The 18,176-nt window shown below is 67.2% G+C and carries 14 protein-coding genes; 5 read left to right on the top strand and 9 right to left on the bottom strand.

Going from position 1 to position 18,176, the window contains the following annotated elements:
- Positions 1-29: 29 nt before the first annotated feature.
- Complete coding sequence (locus HAV18_RS01070; RefSeq protein ID WP_166951542.1) at positions 30-4,871, top strand: NAD-glutamate dehydrogenase; 4,842 nt, start codon at positions 30-32, stop codon at positions 4,869-4,871.
- 86 nt (positions 4,872-4,957) lie between these two features.
- Here the strand turns inward: HAV18_RS01070 and HAV18_RS01065 are convergent, their stop codons facing one another.
- The 7 genes from HAV18_RS01065 to HAV18_RS01035 all read right to left on the bottom strand — a co-directional run bounded on the left by HAV18_RS01065 (position 4,958) and on the right by HAV18_RS01035 (position 10,277).
- A complete protein-coding gene (locus tag HAV18_RS01065; protein WP_166951539.1) occupies positions 4,958-5,818 on the bottom strand; it encodes a class I SAM-dependent methyltransferase in 861 nt (286 codons plus the stop codon).
- A 7-nt stretch (positions 5,819-5,825) separates the two neighbouring features.
- Positions 5,826-6,176: a glyoxalase/bleomycin resistance/extradiol dioxygenase family protein gene (locus tag HAV18_RS01060; RefSeq protein WP_166951536.1), complete on the bottom strand. Its 351-nt coding sequence runs from the start codon at positions 6,174-6,176 to the stop codon at positions 5,826-5,828.
- Position 6,177: 1 nt separating this feature from the next.
- On the bottom strand, positions 6,178-6,354 hold the full coding sequence (locus tag HAV18_RS01055; protein ID WP_166951534.1) for a ribbon-helix-helix domain-containing protein: 177 nt from the start codon (positions 6,352-6,354) through the stop codon (positions 6,178-6,180).
- A gap of 87 nt (positions 6,355-6,441) precedes the next feature.
- Complete coding sequence (locus HAV18_RS01050) at positions 6,442-7,272, bottom strand: arylamine N-acetyltransferase (RefSeq protein WP_166951531.1); 831 nt, start codon at positions 7,270-7,272, stop codon at positions 6,442-6,444.
- Positions 7,273-7,391: 119 nt separating this feature from the next.
- Complete coding sequence (locus tag HAV18_RS01045) at positions 7,392-8,078, bottom strand: hypothetical protein (RefSeq protein WP_166951528.1); 687 nt, start codon at positions 8,076-8,078, stop codon at positions 7,392-7,394.
- Between the two features lie 88 nt (positions 8,079-8,166).
- Positions 8,167-8,421, bottom strand: coding sequence for a hypothetical protein (locus HAV18_RS01040; protein ID WP_166951526.1), 255 nt, complete (start codon positions 8,419-8,421; stop codon positions 8,167-8,169).
- A 371-nt stretch (positions 8,422-8,792) separates the two neighbouring features.
- Positions 8,793-10,277, bottom strand: coding sequence for an amidase (locus tag HAV18_RS01035; RefSeq protein WP_166951523.1), 1,485 nt, complete (start codon positions 10,275-10,277; stop codon positions 8,793-8,795).
- Positions 10,278-10,644: 367 nt separating this feature from the next.
- Here HAV18_RS01035 and HAV18_RS01030 point away from each other — a divergent pair, with 367 nt between their 5' ends.
- Positions 10,645-11,079 carry a universal stress protein gene (locus HAV18_RS01030; protein ID WP_166951520.1) on the top strand — a complete coding sequence of 145 codons (435 nt, stop codon included), beginning with the start codon at positions 10,645-10,647 and terminating at the stop codon, positions 11,077-11,079.
- Positions 11,080-11,705: 626 nt separating this feature from the next.
- The gene (locus HAV18_RS01025; RefSeq protein WP_166951518.1) at positions 11,706-11,954 is read left to right on the top strand and encodes an adhesin; all 249 of its coding nucleotides are present in this window, start codon (positions 11,706-11,708) and stop codon (positions 11,952-11,954) included.
- 68 nt (positions 11,955-12,022) lie between these two features.
- Here HAV18_RS01025 and HAV18_RS01020 read toward each other — a convergent pair whose 3' ends face one another.
- Positions 12,023-13,405 carry a lysozyme inhibitor LprI family protein gene (locus tag HAV18_RS01020; protein ID WP_166951515.1) on the bottom strand — a complete coding sequence of 461 codons (1,383 nt, stop codon included), beginning with the start codon at positions 13,403-13,405 and terminating at the stop codon, positions 12,023-12,025.
- Positions 13,406-13,617: 212 nt separating this feature from the next.
- Here HAV18_RS01020 and HAV18_RS01015 point away from each other — a divergent pair, with 212 nt between their 5' ends.
- Positions 13,618-14,091 (top strand): nuclear transport factor 2 family protein, encoded by a 474-nt coding sequence (locus tag HAV18_RS01015; protein ID WP_166951512.1) that lies wholly within the window; start codon positions 13,618-13,620, stop codon positions 14,089-14,091.
- An 11-nt stretch (positions 14,092-14,102) separates the two neighbouring features.
- Here the strand turns inward: HAV18_RS01015 and HAV18_RS01010 are convergent, their stop codons facing one another.
- Complete coding sequence (locus HAV18_RS01010) at positions 14,103-14,858, bottom strand: BPL-N domain-containing protein (protein WP_166951509.1); 756 nt, start codon at positions 14,856-14,858, stop codon at positions 14,103-14,105.
- Positions 14,859-15,468: 610 nt separating this feature from the next.
- Between HAV18_RS01010 and acnB the strand changes: the two genes are divergently transcribed.
- Positions 15,469-18,054 (top strand): bifunctional aconitate hydratase 2/2-methylisocitrate dehydratase, encoded by a 2,586-nt coding sequence (gene acnB / locus HAV18_RS01005; RefSeq protein WP_166951506.1) that lies wholly within the window; start codon positions 15,469-15,471, stop codon positions 18,052-18,054.
- The last annotated feature ends 122 nt before the right edge of the window (positions 18,055-18,176 follow it).

Raw genomic sequence — 18,176 nt, 5'->3', positions numbered from 1 at the left:
GCCGATGGCCACCCGACGAGGAGACCGCCATGGAAGCGAAGAACGAGGAAGTCGTCGCACACCTGCTCTCGGACGTCGTCGAATTCGCGCGCGGGCGCCTGCCCGAAGCCACCTTCCGGATCGTCGAACCCTTCCTGCGTCACTACTACGATTTCGTCGATGCCGACGATCTGCAGAGCCGCAGCATCGCCGATCTCTACGGCGCCGCGATGGCGCACTGGCAGACCGCCCAGAAATTCGTGCCCGGCAGCGAACGGCTGCGCGTGTACAACCCGATCCTCGAACAGCACGGCTGGCATTCCGACCACACGGTCATCGAGATCGTCAACGACGACATGCCGTTCCTCGTCGATTCCGTGACGATGGCCGTCAACCGCCTCGGGCTCGCACTGCATTCGGCACTGCACCCGGTATTCCGCATCTGGCGCGGCACCGACGGCGGCATCGAGCGCGTCAATGCGGGCGGCGCGACGCCCGGCGACGGCCAGTCGCAGCTCGCGTCGTTCATCCATTTCGAAGTCGATCGCTGCGGCGATGCCGCGCTGCTCAACACGTTGCGCAACGACATCGCGCATGTGCTTGGCGACGTGCGCGCATCGGTGGAAGACTGGCCGAAGATCGTCGAGATCGCCCGCGCGACGATCAAGGAAATGAAAGCGCGCGAATCGACCGCGGAAGACATCGAGGCGCGCGCGTTCCTCGAATGGATGGCCGCCGATCACTTCACGTTCCTCGGCCAGCGCGACTACGCGCTCGTGTCCGACGGCACGGGCTTCGGGCTGCGCGGCATCGAGGGCACCGGCTTCGGCATCCTGCGCGAATCGCTGCGCACGTCCGGCGCCCCCGACGTCACGCCGCTGCCGCAGGCCGCCGCCGACATCATCACCGGCTCCTGGCCGATTTTCCTGACCAAGGCGAACTCGCGCGCGACCGTGCACCGGCCCGGCTATCTCGACTACGTCGGCGTGAAACTCGTCGGCCCCGACGGCAAGGTCGCCGGCGAGCGCCGCTTCATCGGGCTCTATACGTCGACCGCCTACATGGTGTCGAGCGCCGAGATCCCGATCGTGCGCCGCAAGTGCGCGAACATCGTGCGGCGCGCAGGCTTCCTGCCGAAGGGGCATCTCGGCAAGTCGCTCGTGACGGTGCTCGAAACCTATCCGCGCGACGAGCTGTTCCAGGCCGACGAAGACCAGCTCTACGACATCGCGCTCGGCGTCCTGCGGCTGCAGGAACACCAGCGCACGCGCCTGTTCGTGCGCCGCGACCGGTTCGACCGCTTCGTGTCGTGCCTCGTGTACGTGCCGCGCGACAAGTACAACACCGACCTGCGCCGGCGCATCGCGAAGCTGCTCGTCGATGCGTACAACGGCGTGAACGTCGAATTCACGCCGCTGCTGTCGGAATCGGCGATCGCGCGCATTCATTTCGTCGTGCACGCGGAACCCGGCACGATGCCCGACGTCGACACGCGCGAGCTCGAAACGCGGCTCGTGCAGGTCACGCGCCGCTGGCAGGACGATCTCGCCGACGCGCTGCTCGACGTATTCGGCGAAGAGCAAGGCAACCGCCTGCTGCAGCGCTATGCCGATTCGTTCCCGGCCGGCTATCGCGACGACTATCCGGCACGCACGGCCGTGCGCGACATCGAATTGATCGAGCGCGTGAAGGATTCGGGGCAACTCGCGATGAACCTGTACCGGCCGATCGAGGCCGAGGCGCGTGCGTTCCGCTTCAAGGTCTATCGCGCGGGCGACCCGATCGCGCTGTCGCGCAGCCTGCCGATGCTCGAGCATCTGGGCGTGCGCGTGGACGAGGAGCGGCCGTACCGGATCCAGACGCAGGACGCTGCGCACGCATGGGTACACGATTTCGGCCTCGAGCTCGCGGACGACACCGAGTTCGACATCGAGCGCGTGAAAGGCCTGTTCGAGGATGCGTTCGACCAGATCTGGAGCGGCCGGATCGAGAACGACGACTTCAACCGCCTCGTGCTGCGCGCCCACCTGAGCGCGCGCGAAGTGACGATCCTGCGCGCGTATGCGAAGTATCTGCGGCAAGTCGGCTCGACCTTCAGCGACGCGTATATCGAGCGCGCACTGACCGGCAACCCGGCGATCGCACGGCAGCTCGTCGAGCTATTCCTGCTGCGCTTCGACCCGGCCACCGGCGACACGCGCGACGTACAGGCCGAGCGGCTGCTGAAAGCGATCGAAGGCGCGCTCGACCAGGTGCCTAACCTCGACGAGGACCGCATCCTGCGCCAGTTCCTCGGCGTGATCAACGCAACCGAGCGCACGAACTACTTCCTGCTCGACGCGAACGGCGAATCGAAACCGTACCTGTCGTTCAAGTTCAATCCGGCCAAGGTGCCCGGCCTGCCCGAACCGAAGCCGATGTTCGAGATCTGGGTGTATTCGCCGCGTGTCGAGGGCGTGCACCTGCGCGGCGGGCGGGTCGCGCGCGGCGGCCTGCGCTGGTCGGATCGCCGCGAGGATTTCCGTACCGAAGTGCTCGGGCTGATGAAGGCGCAGATGGTGAAGAACGTCGTGATCGTGCCGGTCGGCTCGAAAGGCGGCTTCGTCGTGAAGAACCCGCCGCCGCCGAGCGATCGCGAAGCGTGGATGCGCGAAGGCATCGCGTGCTACCAGACCTTCCTGCGCGGCCTGCTCGACCTGACCGACAACCTGGCCGGCAACGCGATCGTGCCGCCGCCCGACGTGGTGCGGCACGACCCCGACGATCCGTACCTGGTCGTGGCCGCCGACAAGGGCACGGCCACCTTCTCCGACTACGCGAACGCGATCTCGCGCGAATACGGCTTCTGGCTCGACGACGCGTTCGCGTCCGGCGGCTCGGTCGGCTACGACCACAAGAAGATGGCGATCACCGCGCGCGGCGCGTGGGAATCGGTGAAGCGGCACTTCCGCGAGATGGGCATCGATACGCAGACGACCGACTTCACGGTGGTCGGCGTCGGCGACATGTCGGGCGACGTGTTCGGCAACGGGATGCTGCTGTCGCCGCACATCCGGCTCGTCGCCGCGTTCGATCACCGGCACGTGTTCCTCGACCCGAACCCCGATCCCGCGACGAGCTTCGCGGAGCGCGAGCGCATGTTCGCGCTCGAACGCTCGAGCTGGGCCGACTACGATCCGGCCGCGATCTCGTCGGGCGGCGGCGTCTATCCGCGCACCGCGAAGACGATCCCGCTTTCGCCGGCCGTGCAGGCCGCGCTCGGCATCGACGCACACGCGCTGCCGCCGGCCGAGCTGATCCGCGCGATCCTGCAGGCGCCGGTCGACCTGCTGTACAACGGCGGCATCGGCACCTACGTGAAGGCCGCGCGCGAAACCCACCTGCAGGTGGGCGACCGCGCGAACGACGCGGTGCGCGTGAACGGCGCGGACCTGCGTTGCAAGGTCGTCGGCGAAGGCGGCAACCTCGGCTGCACGCAGTTCGGCCGGATCGAGTTCGCGCAGCGCGGCGGCCGCATCAACACCGATGCGATCGACAACTCGGCCGGCGTCGATTGTTCGGATCACGAAGTCAACATCAAGATCCTGCTCGGGCTGGTCGTGTCCGACGGCGAGATGACCGAGAAGCAGCGCAACGCCCTGCTCGCGGAGATGACCGACGAAGTCGGGCTGCTCGTGCTGCGCGACAACTACTACCAGACGCAGGCGCTGTCGATCGCCGGCCGCTATGCGGTCGAACTGCTCGATGCCGAGGCGCGCCTGATGCGCTGGCTCGAACGCGCGGGCCGCCTGAACCGCGTGATCGAATTCCTGCCGACCGACGACGAAGTCGCCGAACGGCAAGCCGCGAAGCTCGGCCTCACGTCGCCGGAACGCGCGGTGCTGCTCGCCTACAGCAAGATGTGGCTGTACGACGCGCTGCTCGAATCCGACGTGCCCGAGGATCCGCTGGTGGCCGCGATGCTCGTCGACTACTTCCCCAAGCCGCTGCAGCAGCGCTTCAGCGAACCGATGCGCCGCCATCCGCTGCGCCGCGAGATTCTCGCGACGCATCTGACCAACGCGCTCGTGAACCGCGTCGGCTCCGCGTTCGTGCACCGGCTGATGGAGGAAACCGACGCGAAGCCCGGCGACATCGTGCGGGCATGCATCATGGCGCGCGACGTGTTCGACCTCGATGCGGTGTGGCGCGACATCGATGCGCTCGACAACCGCGTCGCCGACGACATCCAGGCGCGCATGTTCGTCGACGTCGCGCGGCTCCTGGAGCGCGCGGCGCTGTGGTTCCTGCGGCATCTGCAATCCGGCGCGGTGGCCGACGGCGGCGTCGCCGAGCTGATCGCGCGCTGCCGCGACGCGGCCGAGCGGCTTGCGCCGCAACTGCCGTCGCTGTTGCCGGCCGACGATCTCGAAGCGCTGTCCGAGCGGCAGCGCGTGCTGGTGGAAGCCGGCGTCGACAGCGCGCTCGCGGTGCGCGTCGCGAGCGGCGACATCTCGGCCGCGCTGCTCGACATCGCCGAAGTGGCCGCGACCAGCAACCGCAGCCTCGAACTCGTCGCGGGCGTTTATTTCTCGCTCGGCACGCTGCTCAATTACGGGTGGATCAGCGAACGTGCGGCGACACTGCCGACGCCGACGCACTGGGACATGCTGGCGCGCGCGGCCGCGCTCGCGGAAGTCGCGCGCCTCAAGCGCACGCTCGCGACGAGCGCGCTCGCGGAATCGCCGGATTCGACCACGCCGGAGACGATCGTCGGCACATGGCGCGCGCGCCGCGAAGCCGCGCTCGTGCGCTACGAACATTTGCTTGCAGACTTGCGCGCGTCCGGCGGTGCAAGCCTCGCGGTGCTGCTCGTGATCGTGCGGGAAATGGCCGTGCTCGAACGCGCGTGACCGGGCTGGCGGGCGCCCGGTGAATGCGCGTCGTCGGTTCGGCGTGACCGGAACCCGTACACGTGCCCGCTTTCGTGCGCGCGACGCTAGATCGTCGCAACCAGCAATTCCTCCGCGTTGTTCGGCGGCCTGAGACCGTCCGGACGATCCGCGAAATAACGGCGCGTCAGTTCGGCGGCCGAAACGTGCTCGGTTTTTGTGAAGCCCGCTTCCATCGCGAGCGCCTGGACCTGCGCCGGCATGAAGAAGCTGATGAACGGCGTGCCGCTTGCGCGCGCGCCCTTCGCCGCCATTTCCAGCCCCGGACGCACGTCCGGATCCGCATGCTCCAGCGGCAGCAGGAACGTCATCGCGAGCGTCGAGCCCGGCGCGAGCGATGCGACTTCGCGCAACGCGGCCGCGTTCGCCTCGCGCGTCAGGTACATGCTGACGCCGGTGGACACCACGACCGCCGGCTTGCCGGCATCGAAGCCCGCACCGACGAGCGCCGCGCGCCACGACTGTTTCGCCTCGAAATCGACCGGCACGAAACGCAGCCAGTCGGGCACGCCGAAGCCCAGCTCAATAAGGCGCCGTTGCTTCCAGCGCTGCGGCGCCGGCGGGTCGACCTCGAAGACGGTCACACGCGACGCCATGTCGGGCCGGCGCTGCACGAAGCTGTCGAGCCCCGCGCCGAGGATCACGTACTGGCTCACGCCGCGCGCCGCCTGCTCGGCCACCCGATCCTCGATGAAGCGCGCCCGCGCGACGATCGACGCACGGAACGGCCTCGTGAACTGCGGATCCATGTCACCGCGCTGCTGCCAGCCGGGTGCCGGTGCGAGCAATTGCAGCCCGACTTCGTCGGCGAGCACATGCGGCGGCGCGTCGAGTTCGACGTGAAGCGCACGCCACAGCGCGACGCGCGCGGCGGTGCTGTCGGGGGCGCTTTCGCGGGTATCGGTCATGTCGGCCTCACGCGCCCTGCTTGCCCGGCGCCTGCAGGCGCCATACACGGCCGTCCGGATCCCGCACGGTCATGTCGCGCGTGCCCCAGTGCGTGTCCTCGAACGGCGTGACGACGTCGACGATCGGCTGCGGCTGCACCGCCTGTTCATTCGGCACCTTGAGCACGACCTGCATGTCCGGCGTCTCGCCCGGCGGCACTTCGGCGATGAACAGAAAGGGGCCGTCGCCGCTGCGCAGCTGGCCCGAGTTGTGATCGGTTTCGAACTCCAGCGTGAAGCCCAGCGCCTGGAAGAACTTCGCCGACTTGCCCCAGTTGTGCGTCGTCAGGTACACGGCTTCGATTCGCTCGGATGACATGTCACTCCTCCTCGGTGGACGGCCCCGCGCCCGGCTGCGGCGCGGCCAGGTACGCGCGCAACGCATCGGCCACCAGCGCGGACAGCGATTGCTCCGTTTCGATGGCGCGATGCTTGACCTGCCGGATCAGGCTCAGCGGCAGGTACACGTTGAATTGCTTCACTTCTTCGTCGGTCATGGGGACTAGTATGCTAGCAATCTAGCAAAAATCAAGCGCGGATGCGTCCCGCGTGCGCGGGCCGCGATGGGCTATCGTGAGTCCGGTTTACGTCGCGGCACGCGCCGCCAGCCGCGCGAACAGCGCGTCGAGATCGAATCCCGTCGTATCGATGCCGATCGTGTCGCGCAGGCACGCGCCCCATGCAGCCGCATCGTCGAACGTGACAGAGCGTCTGGCGCCCGCCGCATCGCGGATCGTCAGCGTGGTGTTGCGCAGCGCGGCGCGGCCGTCCGGCAGCACGCGGCATGCGATCAGGGTATGCAGGAAGATCGATTCGGGATACGTCGACGTGAACCAGTTCGCAGCGTCGTAATCGATCCATTCGACCCGCTTCGGCTGGAAACGGTAGGTGGCCTGCCAGCCGTCAGGCGTCTCGATCTGCACGTCGAATTCACCGTCGACCGGCGCGGCGACGACACGGAATACGCCGTGCGGCGTCAGCTGCCGCTCGTCCGGCACGAACCGCAGCGGCGCGGTCAGTGTCGCGCTGCCGAAGCCGATGTCCGCGAGCCAGGCCGCGCCGTCGAGATCGATGCGCAGCAGCATGTGCGTATGCGCGGAGGCGACTTCCGGCGGAAGCATCCACCGCACGCGCGCGATCATCGGCGTCACGCGAAAGCCGATCGTCGTGAGCGCGGTGTAGAACAGCTTGTTGAGTTCGAAGCAGTAGCCGCCGCGGCGATGCGCGAGCACCTTGTCGACGATCGTGGGCAGGTCGAGCGCGACGCGCGCGCCAGTCAGCGGATCGAGGTTTTCGAACGGAATCGCCTGCGGGTGCAGCAGGTGCAGCCGGCGCAGTACGTCGAGCGTCGGCTCGACCGGGCCGTCGTAGCCGATGCGGGAGAAATAGCGCGAGAGGTCGAACGAGTCAGTCATGAACCTGCACCGAAAAAGGGACACGCCACGATAACATCGCGCGAAATCCCCATGTTGGGCAGGGCAATCTTCGGCGTCGCGCGCGAGGCGGGCGCCGCCGCGCGCGGCCCCGCGCAACGTTATGGCAGCAGCTTCAGCGCGGACGATGCGACCGACGGCACCGAAATACCCTGGCTCGTCGCGAACTGCACAGCCTGGCTGAGCGTCGCCGCGAGCGACTGCAACTGGCCCGGCGCACTTTGCGCGATATACGACGCAGCCTGCATGTTCTGCGGATTCAGGCCCGACTGCAACAGCGATGCCGCGCTCGTCGAGCCGAGATTGCCGAGCCCCGACTGCAACTGCGAATACTGCGTGAGCCCCTGCCCGAGCGACGTGAGGCCGTTGCTGAACGCCTGCTTGTCGATCGGCCCGTGCGTCGCGCCACCACTCGCGAACGCCTGGCCGAGCGCCTGCGACACCGATTGCTGCGCGCCGCCCATCTGCGACAGCGCAGCCGGCGTCAGCGCATCGCCGCCGGCGAGCTGGCTCGCGGCTTGCTGCGCCTGCCCGGCCGCACCGGTAAGCCCCATCGCCGACGCGAGCGAAGACTGGCCGGTCAGCACCTGCTGGTTCGCGCCGACATAGGCCTGCAGCAGTTGCGCGACGCCGCCCTGCGCGGGCGCCGCCTGCTGCTGCCCGCCGCCGAGCAGCGATGCGCCGATCGACTGCAGGTCGAGCTGTGCGTGCGCGGCGCCGCTTGCCAGGATGCCGAACGCGATGCCTGCCGAGGCCAGGTGCCGGCCCGTCGCGCGAATCTGCTTCATGTGTTTTCCTCGTGCCCGAATGATTGAGGCCGATATTGTCGAAGCGCGCCGCGCGCCGCCGCAACGACTGAAACACATCGAAACGAAATCACGCGGTGCGGCGGCTTGCAATTCGGCGACCGGCGTACGTGCTTGAGGAGATTCGTCCGCGGTTGCCGTGCGATTTCCAGGCGCGCACCGACATTCGTTCTCGCGCCGCATCAATCAATGGCGGCGGTTGCGGGCTTTCGCAGGCGATGCCGGAGGTGATCCGCCCACGGTCGCGCGTGTCGCACTGCACAGCGAATGCTTCTGCGACCGGAACAGCAGCGACACGGAACGTGCTGTCCTGCGTCAATGACATGACGCCATACCGTCGCACGACACGTCCTCACGCGACGTGACGCGCATCTACGAAACACACGTTCGAGAATCGAAGCAAAACGGGCGGCTTCGCGCCGCCCGCCTCTCCATCTGTCCACCGCAACCGGCTTCGGCTTCCGGCTTCCGGCTTCCGGCTTCGGCTTCCGGCCTCCCGCCTCCCGCCTCCGGCCTCCGCCTTCCGCCTTCCGCCTTCCGCCTTCCGCCTTCCGCCTTCCGCCTTCCGCCTTCCGCCTTCCGCCTTCCGCCTTCCGCCTTCCGCCTTCCGCCTTCCGCCTTCCGCCTTCCGCCTATCGGCTATCGGCTATCGGCTATCGGCTATCGGCTATCGGCTATCGGCTAGCCAGCGCGGCGTTACGCAGCCATCCACGCCGGCAACCGCCCCCCGACCAGGTCGGCCGCCTGCTCGTAGCCGCGCGCGAGCTGCAGCACGGCAAGATCCGCGCGCGGCCGCCCGATCAGTTGCATCCCCATCGGCAGCCCCGCGTCGTTGAATCCGACCGGCACGCTGATCACCGGGCAGCCGGCCAGCGTCCACGGCACGACCGTTTCCATCCAGCGGTGGTAGGTATCCATCTCACGGCCCGCAATCTCCTTCGGCCAGCGCTGGTCGACGTCGAACGGGAACACCTGCGCGGTCGGCGCCGCGATGAAGTCGTAGCGGTCAAAGAAGCTCAGCACGGCCTGATGCCACGCGGTGCGCTCGACGCTCGCCTCGAATACGGCCGCGCCCTGCATCGCGAGCAGCCCTTCGACCTCGTAGATCGCCTCGGGCTTCAGCAGCGCGCGCCGCGCCGGGTCTTGATAGTGCGCAAGCAGCCCGCCGCCCGACAGCAGGTGCCGGTGCGCGAGCCACAGGCGCCAGATCCGGTCAGGCGCAAACGCCGGCAGTGCGACATCGACCTCGCAGCCGATCCCGCGCAGCGTCGCCAGCCCCTGTTCGCACAGCGCGAGCACGCCGGCCTCGGTCGCAAGATAACCGTTCCAGTCGCCGACCCATGCGATGCGCTTGCCGCGCAGGTCGGCGTCGAGCGGCTGCGCGAAAACGGCCGGATCCTCCGCGAGCGACAACGGATCGTTGCGGTCGTAGCCGGCCTGGATCGCGAGCAGTTGCGCGACGTCGCCGACCGTGCGGCCCATCGGCCCCTCGATGCCGAGCTGCTGCACGAACACGTCGACGCCCGGCCAGCGCGGCACGCGGCCCTGCGACGGACGGAAGCCGTAGATGTTGCAGAACGCGGCCGGATTGCGCAGCGAACCGCCGAAATCGCTGCCGTCCGCCACCGGGAGCATCCGCGACGCGAGCGCCGCCGCCGTGCCGCCGCTGCTGCCGCCCGCACTCTTCGTCAGGTCGTACGGGTTGCGCGTCGCGCCGTAGACTTCGTTGAACGTGTGCGAACCGAGCCCGAATTCGGGCGTGTTGGTCTTGCCGATGAAGATCGCGCCGGCCGCGCGCATCCGCGCGACGCCCACGGAATCGGCCTGCGGCACGTTTTCGCGGAAGATCGGCGAGCCGTAGGTCGTCCGCAGCCCCTTCGTCATCGCGAGATCCTTCGGCGCCTGCGGCATCCCGTGCATCCAGCCGTGGTACTCGCCGCGCGCCAGTGCGGCATCCTTTTCCGCGGCTTCGGCAAGCAGCGCGTCGCGATCGCGCAGCGCGACGATCGCGTTGACCGCGCCGTTCACGCGCTCGACGTGATCGAGATACGCGCGCATCGTCTCGACGCACGACACGGCCTTGCTGCGGATCGCCGACGCGAGTTCGCCCGCCGACAGGCGCACGATCGGGTCGACGGGGATGGATGCGGGAGCGAGAAGCTGCGGGGCGCCGTGCGGCATGCGGAGTCTCCTGAAATCGGAATGGAATGGCGGGCCGCATGGCGGCGGTCGCTCCCGAGCCGGCCGGGAGGGGCCGCGCCGCGGCCGATGCACTACTCTACGCGACGCCGGATCGGCGACCTCCGATATTTTCCGCCGCGATTCATTGCGGTTCCGACTAAATCGGGGCGGCGGGCCAAGCTTCGGATGTGCCGCCCCCGCCGATGAAATCGTTTATGCGCATAAACTTAAATTTCTTATATTTCTATCAGGCGCGGCACGCAGCGGCGCGCGTTAACGACATTTTTACGCGGTCGCCCGTTCTCTTTAGATCGTTCGGCCCGGCAGGGCGCTACGCTGGAATCATCTCGTTCCCTGGACAACGTTCATGCTCAAGCTGCTGGTTCCGGTCGGCCACTCTCCCCGCTCGCTTCAGGCGGTTCGCCACGCGACATTCCTGTATCGCGAACGGTGCGCGTCGGAGATTGTGCTGATCAACGTTCAGGCACCGCTCGAATCGACACGGCTCGAGGCCTACCATCCGCTATCGCGGCTGCGTTCGATCGAGGAGAAGTTCGCGTCCGACGATCTGGCCATGGCCGAGCGGATCCTGCAGGAAGCCGGCGTCAAGTACAGCGTCGTGATGAAAGTGGGCCCGGTGGCCGATACAATCGCGACCGTGGCGGCGGAGACAGGGTGCGACGAGATCGTGGTCGTCGCGCCGCGGCACGATCCGTTGCATGCGCTGATGTCGGTGTTCCGCCGCAGCGTGATGAGCCGGCTCGTGCGGATTTCGAATGTGCCGGTCACGGCCGTGCAATGACGGGGATGACGCGCGGCAGCGCGTCGAGGGCTCGTTCGCCGACGGGCCCCTGGTTTGCAACGCGCGGTGCGACACCTGTGCGCGTTACCGCCCACACGCGCACCGGCCTTCCCGCTGCGCTTAGTCGATGACCTTGCGCCAGAACACGAAATAGGCGGCGGCCGAAGATGCAACGAGCAGGATGGCCCACATCGGGGCGAGGCTGATCAGGACGGAAGAGACGTTAAGCATTTGGATTCCTCACTATTTCAACAGCGATGTTCAACACGCACCTGCTTGCCGGAACCGATGCATTCCTCCGCGATCTCGTTCCGTCAAATCATGCATTCATGCTATCGCTTTGAACGGTTGCGCGACCGCCCCCTGCCGCCCGTATCCTGACATTCGTCAAACTCGCGCGAATCGCGTGCCTGTCGCGCTGAAAACCGTTGCGCGAATAGCTCGCCGCACGTCCGGTTTCGCCTGCCGGCCGCATTGAAGCCGCGCCCGCGTTCCGCCCCCAAGACTCAAAAAAAACGGGACAGGATCACCCCGCCCGCCTCGTTTCAGCAGACGTTTACCGGGGGAACCCCCAAGTGCTTCGTCAGATGAGTCCGCGTTACGCTTGAGCGACGAGGAGACGAATCATGAGACGAGCCGTACATATCGCCGTTTTTGCGCTGCTGGCCTATCTCATCGCGGATCGCGCGGTCCTGCATGCGCAGGGGCATGACGCGAGCCCGCTTGCCTGCGAACAGGGCGCCGCGCAGGTGAAGGCCGACGCGCTCGGCCGAGGTTTCGGCGACGCAGCCGCCGGCAGCCAGAGCGAGGCATTCATGTCGGGTTGCCTGGTGACCGGGCGTGGCAACCAGGACGTCGCGCTGGCGAACCGCTGACGCGCGTCGGGCGGCGCGCCGCCAGCGTTCGGGCCGGACCGGCCGAACCGAAGCCGCGTACCTCCGCGTCAATTCCCGCTGTTCACCGTCATTTTCTCGATCGACGTCGCGACCGATGTGACGGCCCGCACGCCGTTCACGGTGAACGTCTGCTCGCGATCGGCGTCGCTTCCTGGAACGCGCATCGAAATCTGTGCGAACAGGCCGTCCTTGCCGTATCCGCCGAACCAGTCGATCAGCCGGCCGATGTAGCACGTGCCGCCGACCCGGACCGGCATGTCGCCGACGATCTCGATCGTGTAGTGACCGGGCCCGTAGCTCATGTACTCGCTGCGATCGTCGCCCTGCACCGAAGCCGGAATCGGACACAGCGGCGTGTCGGAGCCGGCATCGCGCGCGGTGCTGTCGCTCACGTCGCGCAGCGCCCGTTCGAGGGCCGCATGCAGCGTGCGGTCGAGCGTCGTCGCACCGGCCTTGCCGTCGTCGCGCTGCTCGATCGGCACCGACAGCCGGTAGCGATAATGCACCGTCAGCTTCGGCACCCGGTCGACGACGGTAAACGGCCGCAGCAGGTAATACTCGTCCACGCCGTAGTGGCTGTCGCGATACAGCGCATAGACGCGCCCGCGCAGGCGCACCCAATCCGCCGCCTGATTCGCGCCGCGGCCGTTCGTCGTGTACAGGTTGCGATCGAGCGCCTCGTTCGAGTTGGCGGGCACCTCGAACCGGCCGCCGTTGCGGCGCCATACGTCGACCGACGACCACAGGCCGGTCCCCTCCGCCGCGGATTCGATGACCAGGTCGCGCTGCCCGTCGCCGTCGAGGTCGATCAGCGTGTAGAACGCGCGCGTCACGGTGTCGCCGGCGTCGATGTGCGACGCGTGCAACGCCTTCCATTCGTCGGCCGTCACGTCGTGGGGCCGGGCCGTCGGAAACGCCGCGTCCTGCCCGTCGTCGGACGCGCTGGAAAACTGCGCGACCGCCGTCCTGACCCGCAGCCGCTCGACGACCTGCTCGACCGGCGAAATCGGATCCGTCCGGCGCGCCTGGTCGACGAGCGCACGCAAATCGTCGAGCGCGGCCTTGTCTTCGGCGTCGGGGCGGTACGCGAGCACCGTCACCAGCCGCGTCTGCAGATCACCGATCCGCGACAGATAACGCTGTTCGATACAGCCGCGATCCGCGCCGCATTGGTCGCGCGTCTTCAGCCAGCCGAGCTGTTCGGTGCGCAACGCGGCGCGCGGCCCCTGCGGTAACGCATCGGACAGCTTCCGGTAGAAGGCCGACAGCCTGCCGTCGTCCAGGCGCAGGTCGTTCGACGCGCACACGGCCTGTTCCGTCGGGCTGCCTGCATGCGCACAGTCGAGCCCCGCGGCGAAAGATCGGGATGCAACGGCGAGCAGCACGGGCAACAACGCGCGCCGGAACGGCGCTTCAATGCGGAATGTCATGGATCGGTCTCGACGGTCGACGCTGGCTCTGCGGACGAGGCGCGGGCGGCCTCCCGCGCCGGATTGTCCACCAATTGACCGGCCGGCGAAACAGCCGGCCGCGGTCGTCGCACACGGGCGACAGCCTGTGCGATTTCCGCTACAGTGGCTTGCCCGCCATCGGGCCGCCGCGACGACACGCCACTTCATCGACAACGACAGCCAATCAACAGATGAACCATCCGCACACCGAGTTGATCCAGCGCTTCTACACGGCGTTCCAGCAACGCGACGTCGACGCGATGCTCGCCTGCTATGCGGATGACGTCGTCTTCAGCGATCCCGCGTTCGGCGAGCTGCGCGGCGACCTCGCACGCGACATGTGGCGCATGCTGGTCGCGCGTGCGCAGGACTTTTCATTGACGTTCGGCGACGTCGACGCGGATCAGCAGGCCGGGCGTGCCGAGTGGATCGCCCACTACCGGTTCACCACGACCGGCCGGATGGTGGTCAACCGGATCGACGCACGGTTCCGGTTTCGCGACGGGCGCATCGTCGAGCATCGCGACAGCTTCGACCTGTGGCGCTGGGCACGTCAGGCGCTTGGAATTAAAGGCGCCCTGCTCGGCTGGACGCCTTTCATGCAACGCGCGATCCGCGCGCAGGCACGGAAGAATCTCGACGCGTATCGCGCCAGGCGAAAGTAGCTCGCGCACCTTTACTGCTTCATCGTCGCGTTGATCAGGTCGTACGCCATGTCCGGCAGAACGCCGTCCGGATTCCTGAGACCGTACTGGCGATACCAGCTTTCATCGGCTTCGGGATGCGGGCCGACGAGCCCGACGCGTCCTTTGCCGTAGCGATAGGTCGCGGCTGCGATATCGCGGTTCGGATAGGTCGCCAGCACGACCGCGCCGGGGGCGGCCGGGAGCATCGCGCCGTCCTGGAAGTAGATCCAGCGCTTCTGCCCGCGCCACACCACCGGCGTCACCGTGTCCGCGATACCGTGAAGCGTCGAGCGCGGCCGGTCGACCTCGGAGTCGACCTCGCCGGCGACAAGCCCGAAACCCGGGTCGCCCGCCAGGTAGGCGCCCATGCAGATGCCCAGGTAGCGCCCGCCGTTCGATACGTATTGCCGCACGGCCTCGATCGAATTTTTCCCGAGGCTGGCCGCCGCGCCGGGAATGTCCTGCCCGCCGCCGGGCTGCACATACAGCGCGGCGCCGGCCAGGACGGCGGGTGTGATCCGGAGCTTTTCCGCCGGCCCGACATAGAGAACCCGGAACTTGTGCCCCGATTCGCGCAGGCGCCTCGCAATCGTCTCGGGGCAGCCATCACATGCGGCCGGGCCGCGATAGACCAGCGCGACGGGACGGCTGGCGGAGTCACGCGCCTCGGCGTCGGCCGTGGCCGCATGAACGACCGACACCGCGACGAGGGACGCCACTACGAAAATCGATTCTCTGGCTCGCATGTGCTTGATCGACGGGATTTGAGGGCTCGCGGCCTTCCGGGACATTCCACGACGGGGCGACCGGCAGCACCGATGCCCGCGCCGTCTTTTTGAAATCAGACTGAAAGTCGCGCGCAATAGAGCGTAGGCGCGCCAAAGCGGCCTGTGTGTAACGTTTCTTGCGTGCTTGTACAGATATATGCGCCGTCGGCAACCGGGCTCCCGGGGCTTCGTTATCAGTAGCGCACCTCGCCGGTCGCGGCCTCGAACGGTTCGCGTCGGCTCGCACGACAGCAGCCAAAGTCGACACCGAAGGCACCTGACCCGAACGGACGCGCCCGGATCGCAGTCGGGCACCCCGCCGCCCGCCGCGCCTCCCGGTCACCGCCAGAACCACCCGGAACACCTTGCCTGCATCCGCCCCCAAGCAAGCCTCCGCAACACGTCGGAAAACACCCACTTCCCCGCTCCACCGAGCTTTCCCGCGTCGCGAGCCTCAACTCTTATATAAGACATAAGACATTTGACGTTATAGAGCATTGAGATTAGAATCCCGCTCAAAGCAGTGCTTGGAACAGCCCGGAGTGCCGGCAAGGCCTTCCCCTCAAACGCAATATCAGCAGGTCTCCCCATGCTTGAAAACTTTCGTGCTCACGTGGCCGCCCGCGCCGCGCTCGGTATTCCTCCCCTGCCGCTGACGGCTCAACAGACCGCCGAACTGGTGGAACTGCTGGCGAACCCGCCCGCCGGCGAAGAGCAGACGCTGCTCGAACTGATCACCTACCGCGTGCCTGCCGGCGTCGACGAAGCCGCCCGCGTGAAGGCCGGCTTCCTGGCTGCCGTGGCCAAGGGCGAAACCGCCAGCCCGCTGATCTCGCGCGAACGCGCGACCGAACTGCTCGGCACGATGCTGGGCGGCTACAACATCCAGCCGCTGATCGAGCTGCTGTCCGACGAAGCGGTCGCTGCCGTCGCCGCTGAAGCACTGAAGAAAACCCTGCTGATGTTCGACCAGTTCCATGACGTCAAGGAACTCGCCGACAAGGGCAACGCGCACGCGAAGGCCGTGCTGCAAAGCTGGGCCGACGCCGAATGGTTCACGAGCCGTCCGGAAGTGCCGCAAAGCCTGACCATCACCGTGTTCAAGGTGACGGGCGAAACCAACACCGACGACCTGTCGCCGGCCCCGGACGCCACCACCCGCCCGGACATCCCGATGCACGCGCTGGCGATGCTGAAGAACGCACGCCCGGGCATCACGCCGGAAGAAGACGGCAAGCGCGGCCCGGTCAAGTTCATCGAATCGCTGAAGGAAAAGGGGCACCTGGTCGCCTACGTGGGCGACGTGGTCGGCACCGGCTCCTCGCGCAAGTCGGCCACCAACTCGGTGCTGTGGTTCACCGGCGAAGACATCCCGTTCGTGCCGAACAAGCGCTTCGGCGGCGTGTGCCTCGGCAGCAAGATCGCCCCGATCTTCTACAACACGATGGAAGATGCCGGCGCGCTGCCGATCGAGCTCGACGTGTCGCAGATGGAAATGGGCGACGTGGTCGAACTGCGCCCGTACGAAGGCAAGGCGCTGAAGGACGGCAACGTGATCGCCGAATTCCAGGTCAAGTCCGACGTGCTGTTCGACGAAGTGCGCGCCGGCGGCCGCATTCCGCTGATCATCGGCCGTGGCCTGACCGCGAAGGCACGTGAGGCACTGGGCCTCGCGCCGTCGACGCTGTTCCGCCTGCCGCACCAGCCGGCCGACAGCGGCAAGGGCTTCTCGCTCGCGCAGAAGATGGTCGGCCGCGCTTGCGGTCTGCCGGAAGGCCAGGGCGTACGCCCGGGCACGTACTGCGAACCGAAGATGACCTCGGTCGGCTCGCAGGACACCACGGGCCCGATGACCCGCGACGAATTGAAGGATCTGGCCTGCCTCGGCTTCTCGGCCGACCTCGTGATGCAGTCGTTCTGCCACACCGCCGCCTATCCGAAGCCGGTCGACGTGAAGACGCACCAGACGCTGCCGAACTTCATCAGCACGCGTGGCGGTATCGCGCTGCGCCCGGGCGACGGCGTGATCCACTCGTGGCTGAACCGCATGCTGCTGCCCGACACCGTCGGCACCGGCGGCGATTCGCACACGCGCTTCCCGATCGGCATCAGCTTCCCGGCAGGTTCGGGCCTGGTCGCGTTCGCGGCCGCCACCGGCACGATGCCGCTGGACATGCCGGAATCGGTGCTGGTCCGCTTCAAGGGCAAGATGCAGCCGGGCGTCACGCTGCGTGACCTCGTCAACGCGATTCCGCTGTACGCGATCAAGCAAGGGATGCTGACGGTCGCCAAGCAAGGCAAGAAGAACATCTTCTCGGGCCGCATCCTCGAAATCGAAGGCCTGCCCGACCTGAAGGTCGAGCAAGCGTTCGAGCTGTCGGATGCGTCCGCCGAGCGTTCGGCCGCCGGTTGCTCGGTGCACCTGAACAAGGAACCGATCATCGAGTACCTGAACAGCAACATCACGCTGCTGAAGTGGATGATCGCGCAGGGCTACCAGGATCCGCGCAGCCTGCAGCGCCGTATCGCGGCGATGGAACAGTGGCTGGCCGACCCGCAACTGCTGTCGCCGGATGCCGACGCCGAGTACGCGGCCGTGATCGAGATCGACCTCGCCGACATCCACGAGCCGATCGTCGCATGCCCGAACGATCCGGACGACGTGAAGACGCTGTCGGACGTCGCCGGCGCCAAGATCGACGAAGTGTTCATCGGCTCGTGCATGACCAACATCGGTCACTTCCGTGCCGCGTCGAAGCTGCTGGAAGGCAAGCGCGACATCCCGGTCAAGCTGTGGGTCGCGCCGCCGACCAAGATGGACCAGAAGCAACTGACGGAAGAAGGCCACTACGGCGTGTTCGGCACGGCCGGTGCGCGTACCGAAATGCCGGGCTGCTCGCTGTGCATGGGTAACCAGGCTCAGGTGCGCGAAGGCGCGACGGTCATGTCGACGTCGACCCGCAACTTCCCGAACCGCCTCGGCAAGAACACGAACGTGTACCTCGGCTCGGCGGAACTGGCGGCCATCTGCTCGCGTCTGGGCAAGATCCCGACCAAGGACGAGTACATGGCCGACATGGGCGTGCTCAGCGCGAACGGCGACAAGATCTACAAGTACATGAACTTCGACCAGATCGAAGACTTCAAGGAAGTGGCCGACACCGTGCAGCTGTAAGCACGCGCAGCGGGCTGTGACGGGCGGTTGACGTCACGGCACCACGCAATGGCGTCGCAGGCTGAATGCCCGCGGCGCCATTTTTTTATCCGGCGCCGGAACGAATTTCCGGCCCGGCCCGG

The organism is Burkholderia sp. D-99, assembly GCF_011605345.1.
Lineage (GTDB): Bacteria > Pseudomonadota > Gammaproteobacteria > Burkholderiales > Burkholderiaceae > Burkholderia.
The sequence above is the reverse complement of the archived record's forward strand: the minus strand, read 5'-3'. Positions and strand labels throughout refer to the sequence as shown.

Coding starts and splice junctions, on each gene's coding strand:
- HAV18_RS01070 (WP_166951542.1), top strand. CDS start 30: ATGGAAGCGAAGAACGAGGAAGTCGTCGCACACCTGCTCTCGGACGTC.
- HAV18_RS01065 (WP_166951539.1), bottom strand. CDS start 5,818: ATGACCGATACCCGCGAAAGCGCCCCCGACAGCACCGCCGCGCGCGTC.
- HAV18_RS01060 (WP_166951536.1), bottom strand. CDS start 6,176: ATGTCATCCGAGCGAATCGAAGCCGTGTACCTGACGACGCACAACTGG.
- HAV18_RS01055 (WP_166951534.1), bottom strand. CDS start 6,354: ATGACCGACGAAGAAGTGAAGCAATTCAACGTGTACCTGCCGCTGAGC.
- HAV18_RS01050 (WP_166951531.1), bottom strand. CDS start 7,272: ATGACTGACTCGTTCGACCTCTCGCGCTATTTCTCCCGCATCGGCTAC.
- HAV18_RS01045 (WP_166951528.1), bottom strand. CDS start 8,078: ATGAAGCAGATTCGCGCGACGGGCCGGCACCTGGCCTCGGCAGGCATC.
- HAV18_RS01040 (WP_166951526.1), bottom strand. CDS start 8,421: ATGTCATTGACGCAGGACAGCACGTTCCGTGTCGCTGCTGTTCCGGTC.
- HAV18_RS01035 (WP_166951523.1), bottom strand. CDS start 10,277: ATGCCGCACGGCGCCCCGCAGCTTCTCGCTCCCGCATCCATCCCCGTC.
- HAV18_RS01030 (WP_166951520.1), top strand. CDS start 10,645: ATGCTCAAGCTGCTGGTTCCGGTCGGCCACTCTCCCCGCTCGCTTCAG.
- HAV18_RS01025 (WP_166951518.1), top strand. CDS start 11,706: ATGAGACGAGCCGTACATATCGCCGTTTTTGCGCTGCTGGCCTATCTC.
- HAV18_RS01020 (WP_166951515.1), bottom strand. CDS start 13,405: ATGACATTCCGCATTGAAGCGCCGTTCCGGCGCGCGTTGTTGCCCGTG.
- HAV18_RS01015 (WP_166951512.1), top strand. CDS start 13,618: ATGAACCATCCGCACACCGAGTTGATCCAGCGCTTCTACACGGCGTTC.
- HAV18_RS01010 (WP_166951509.1), bottom strand. CDS start 14,858: ATGCGAGCCAGAGAATCGATTTTCGTAGTGGCGTCCCTCGTCGCGGTG.
- acnB (WP_166951506.1), top strand. CDS start 15,469: ATGCTTGAAAACTTTCGTGCTCACGTGGCCGCCCGCGCCGCGCTCGGT.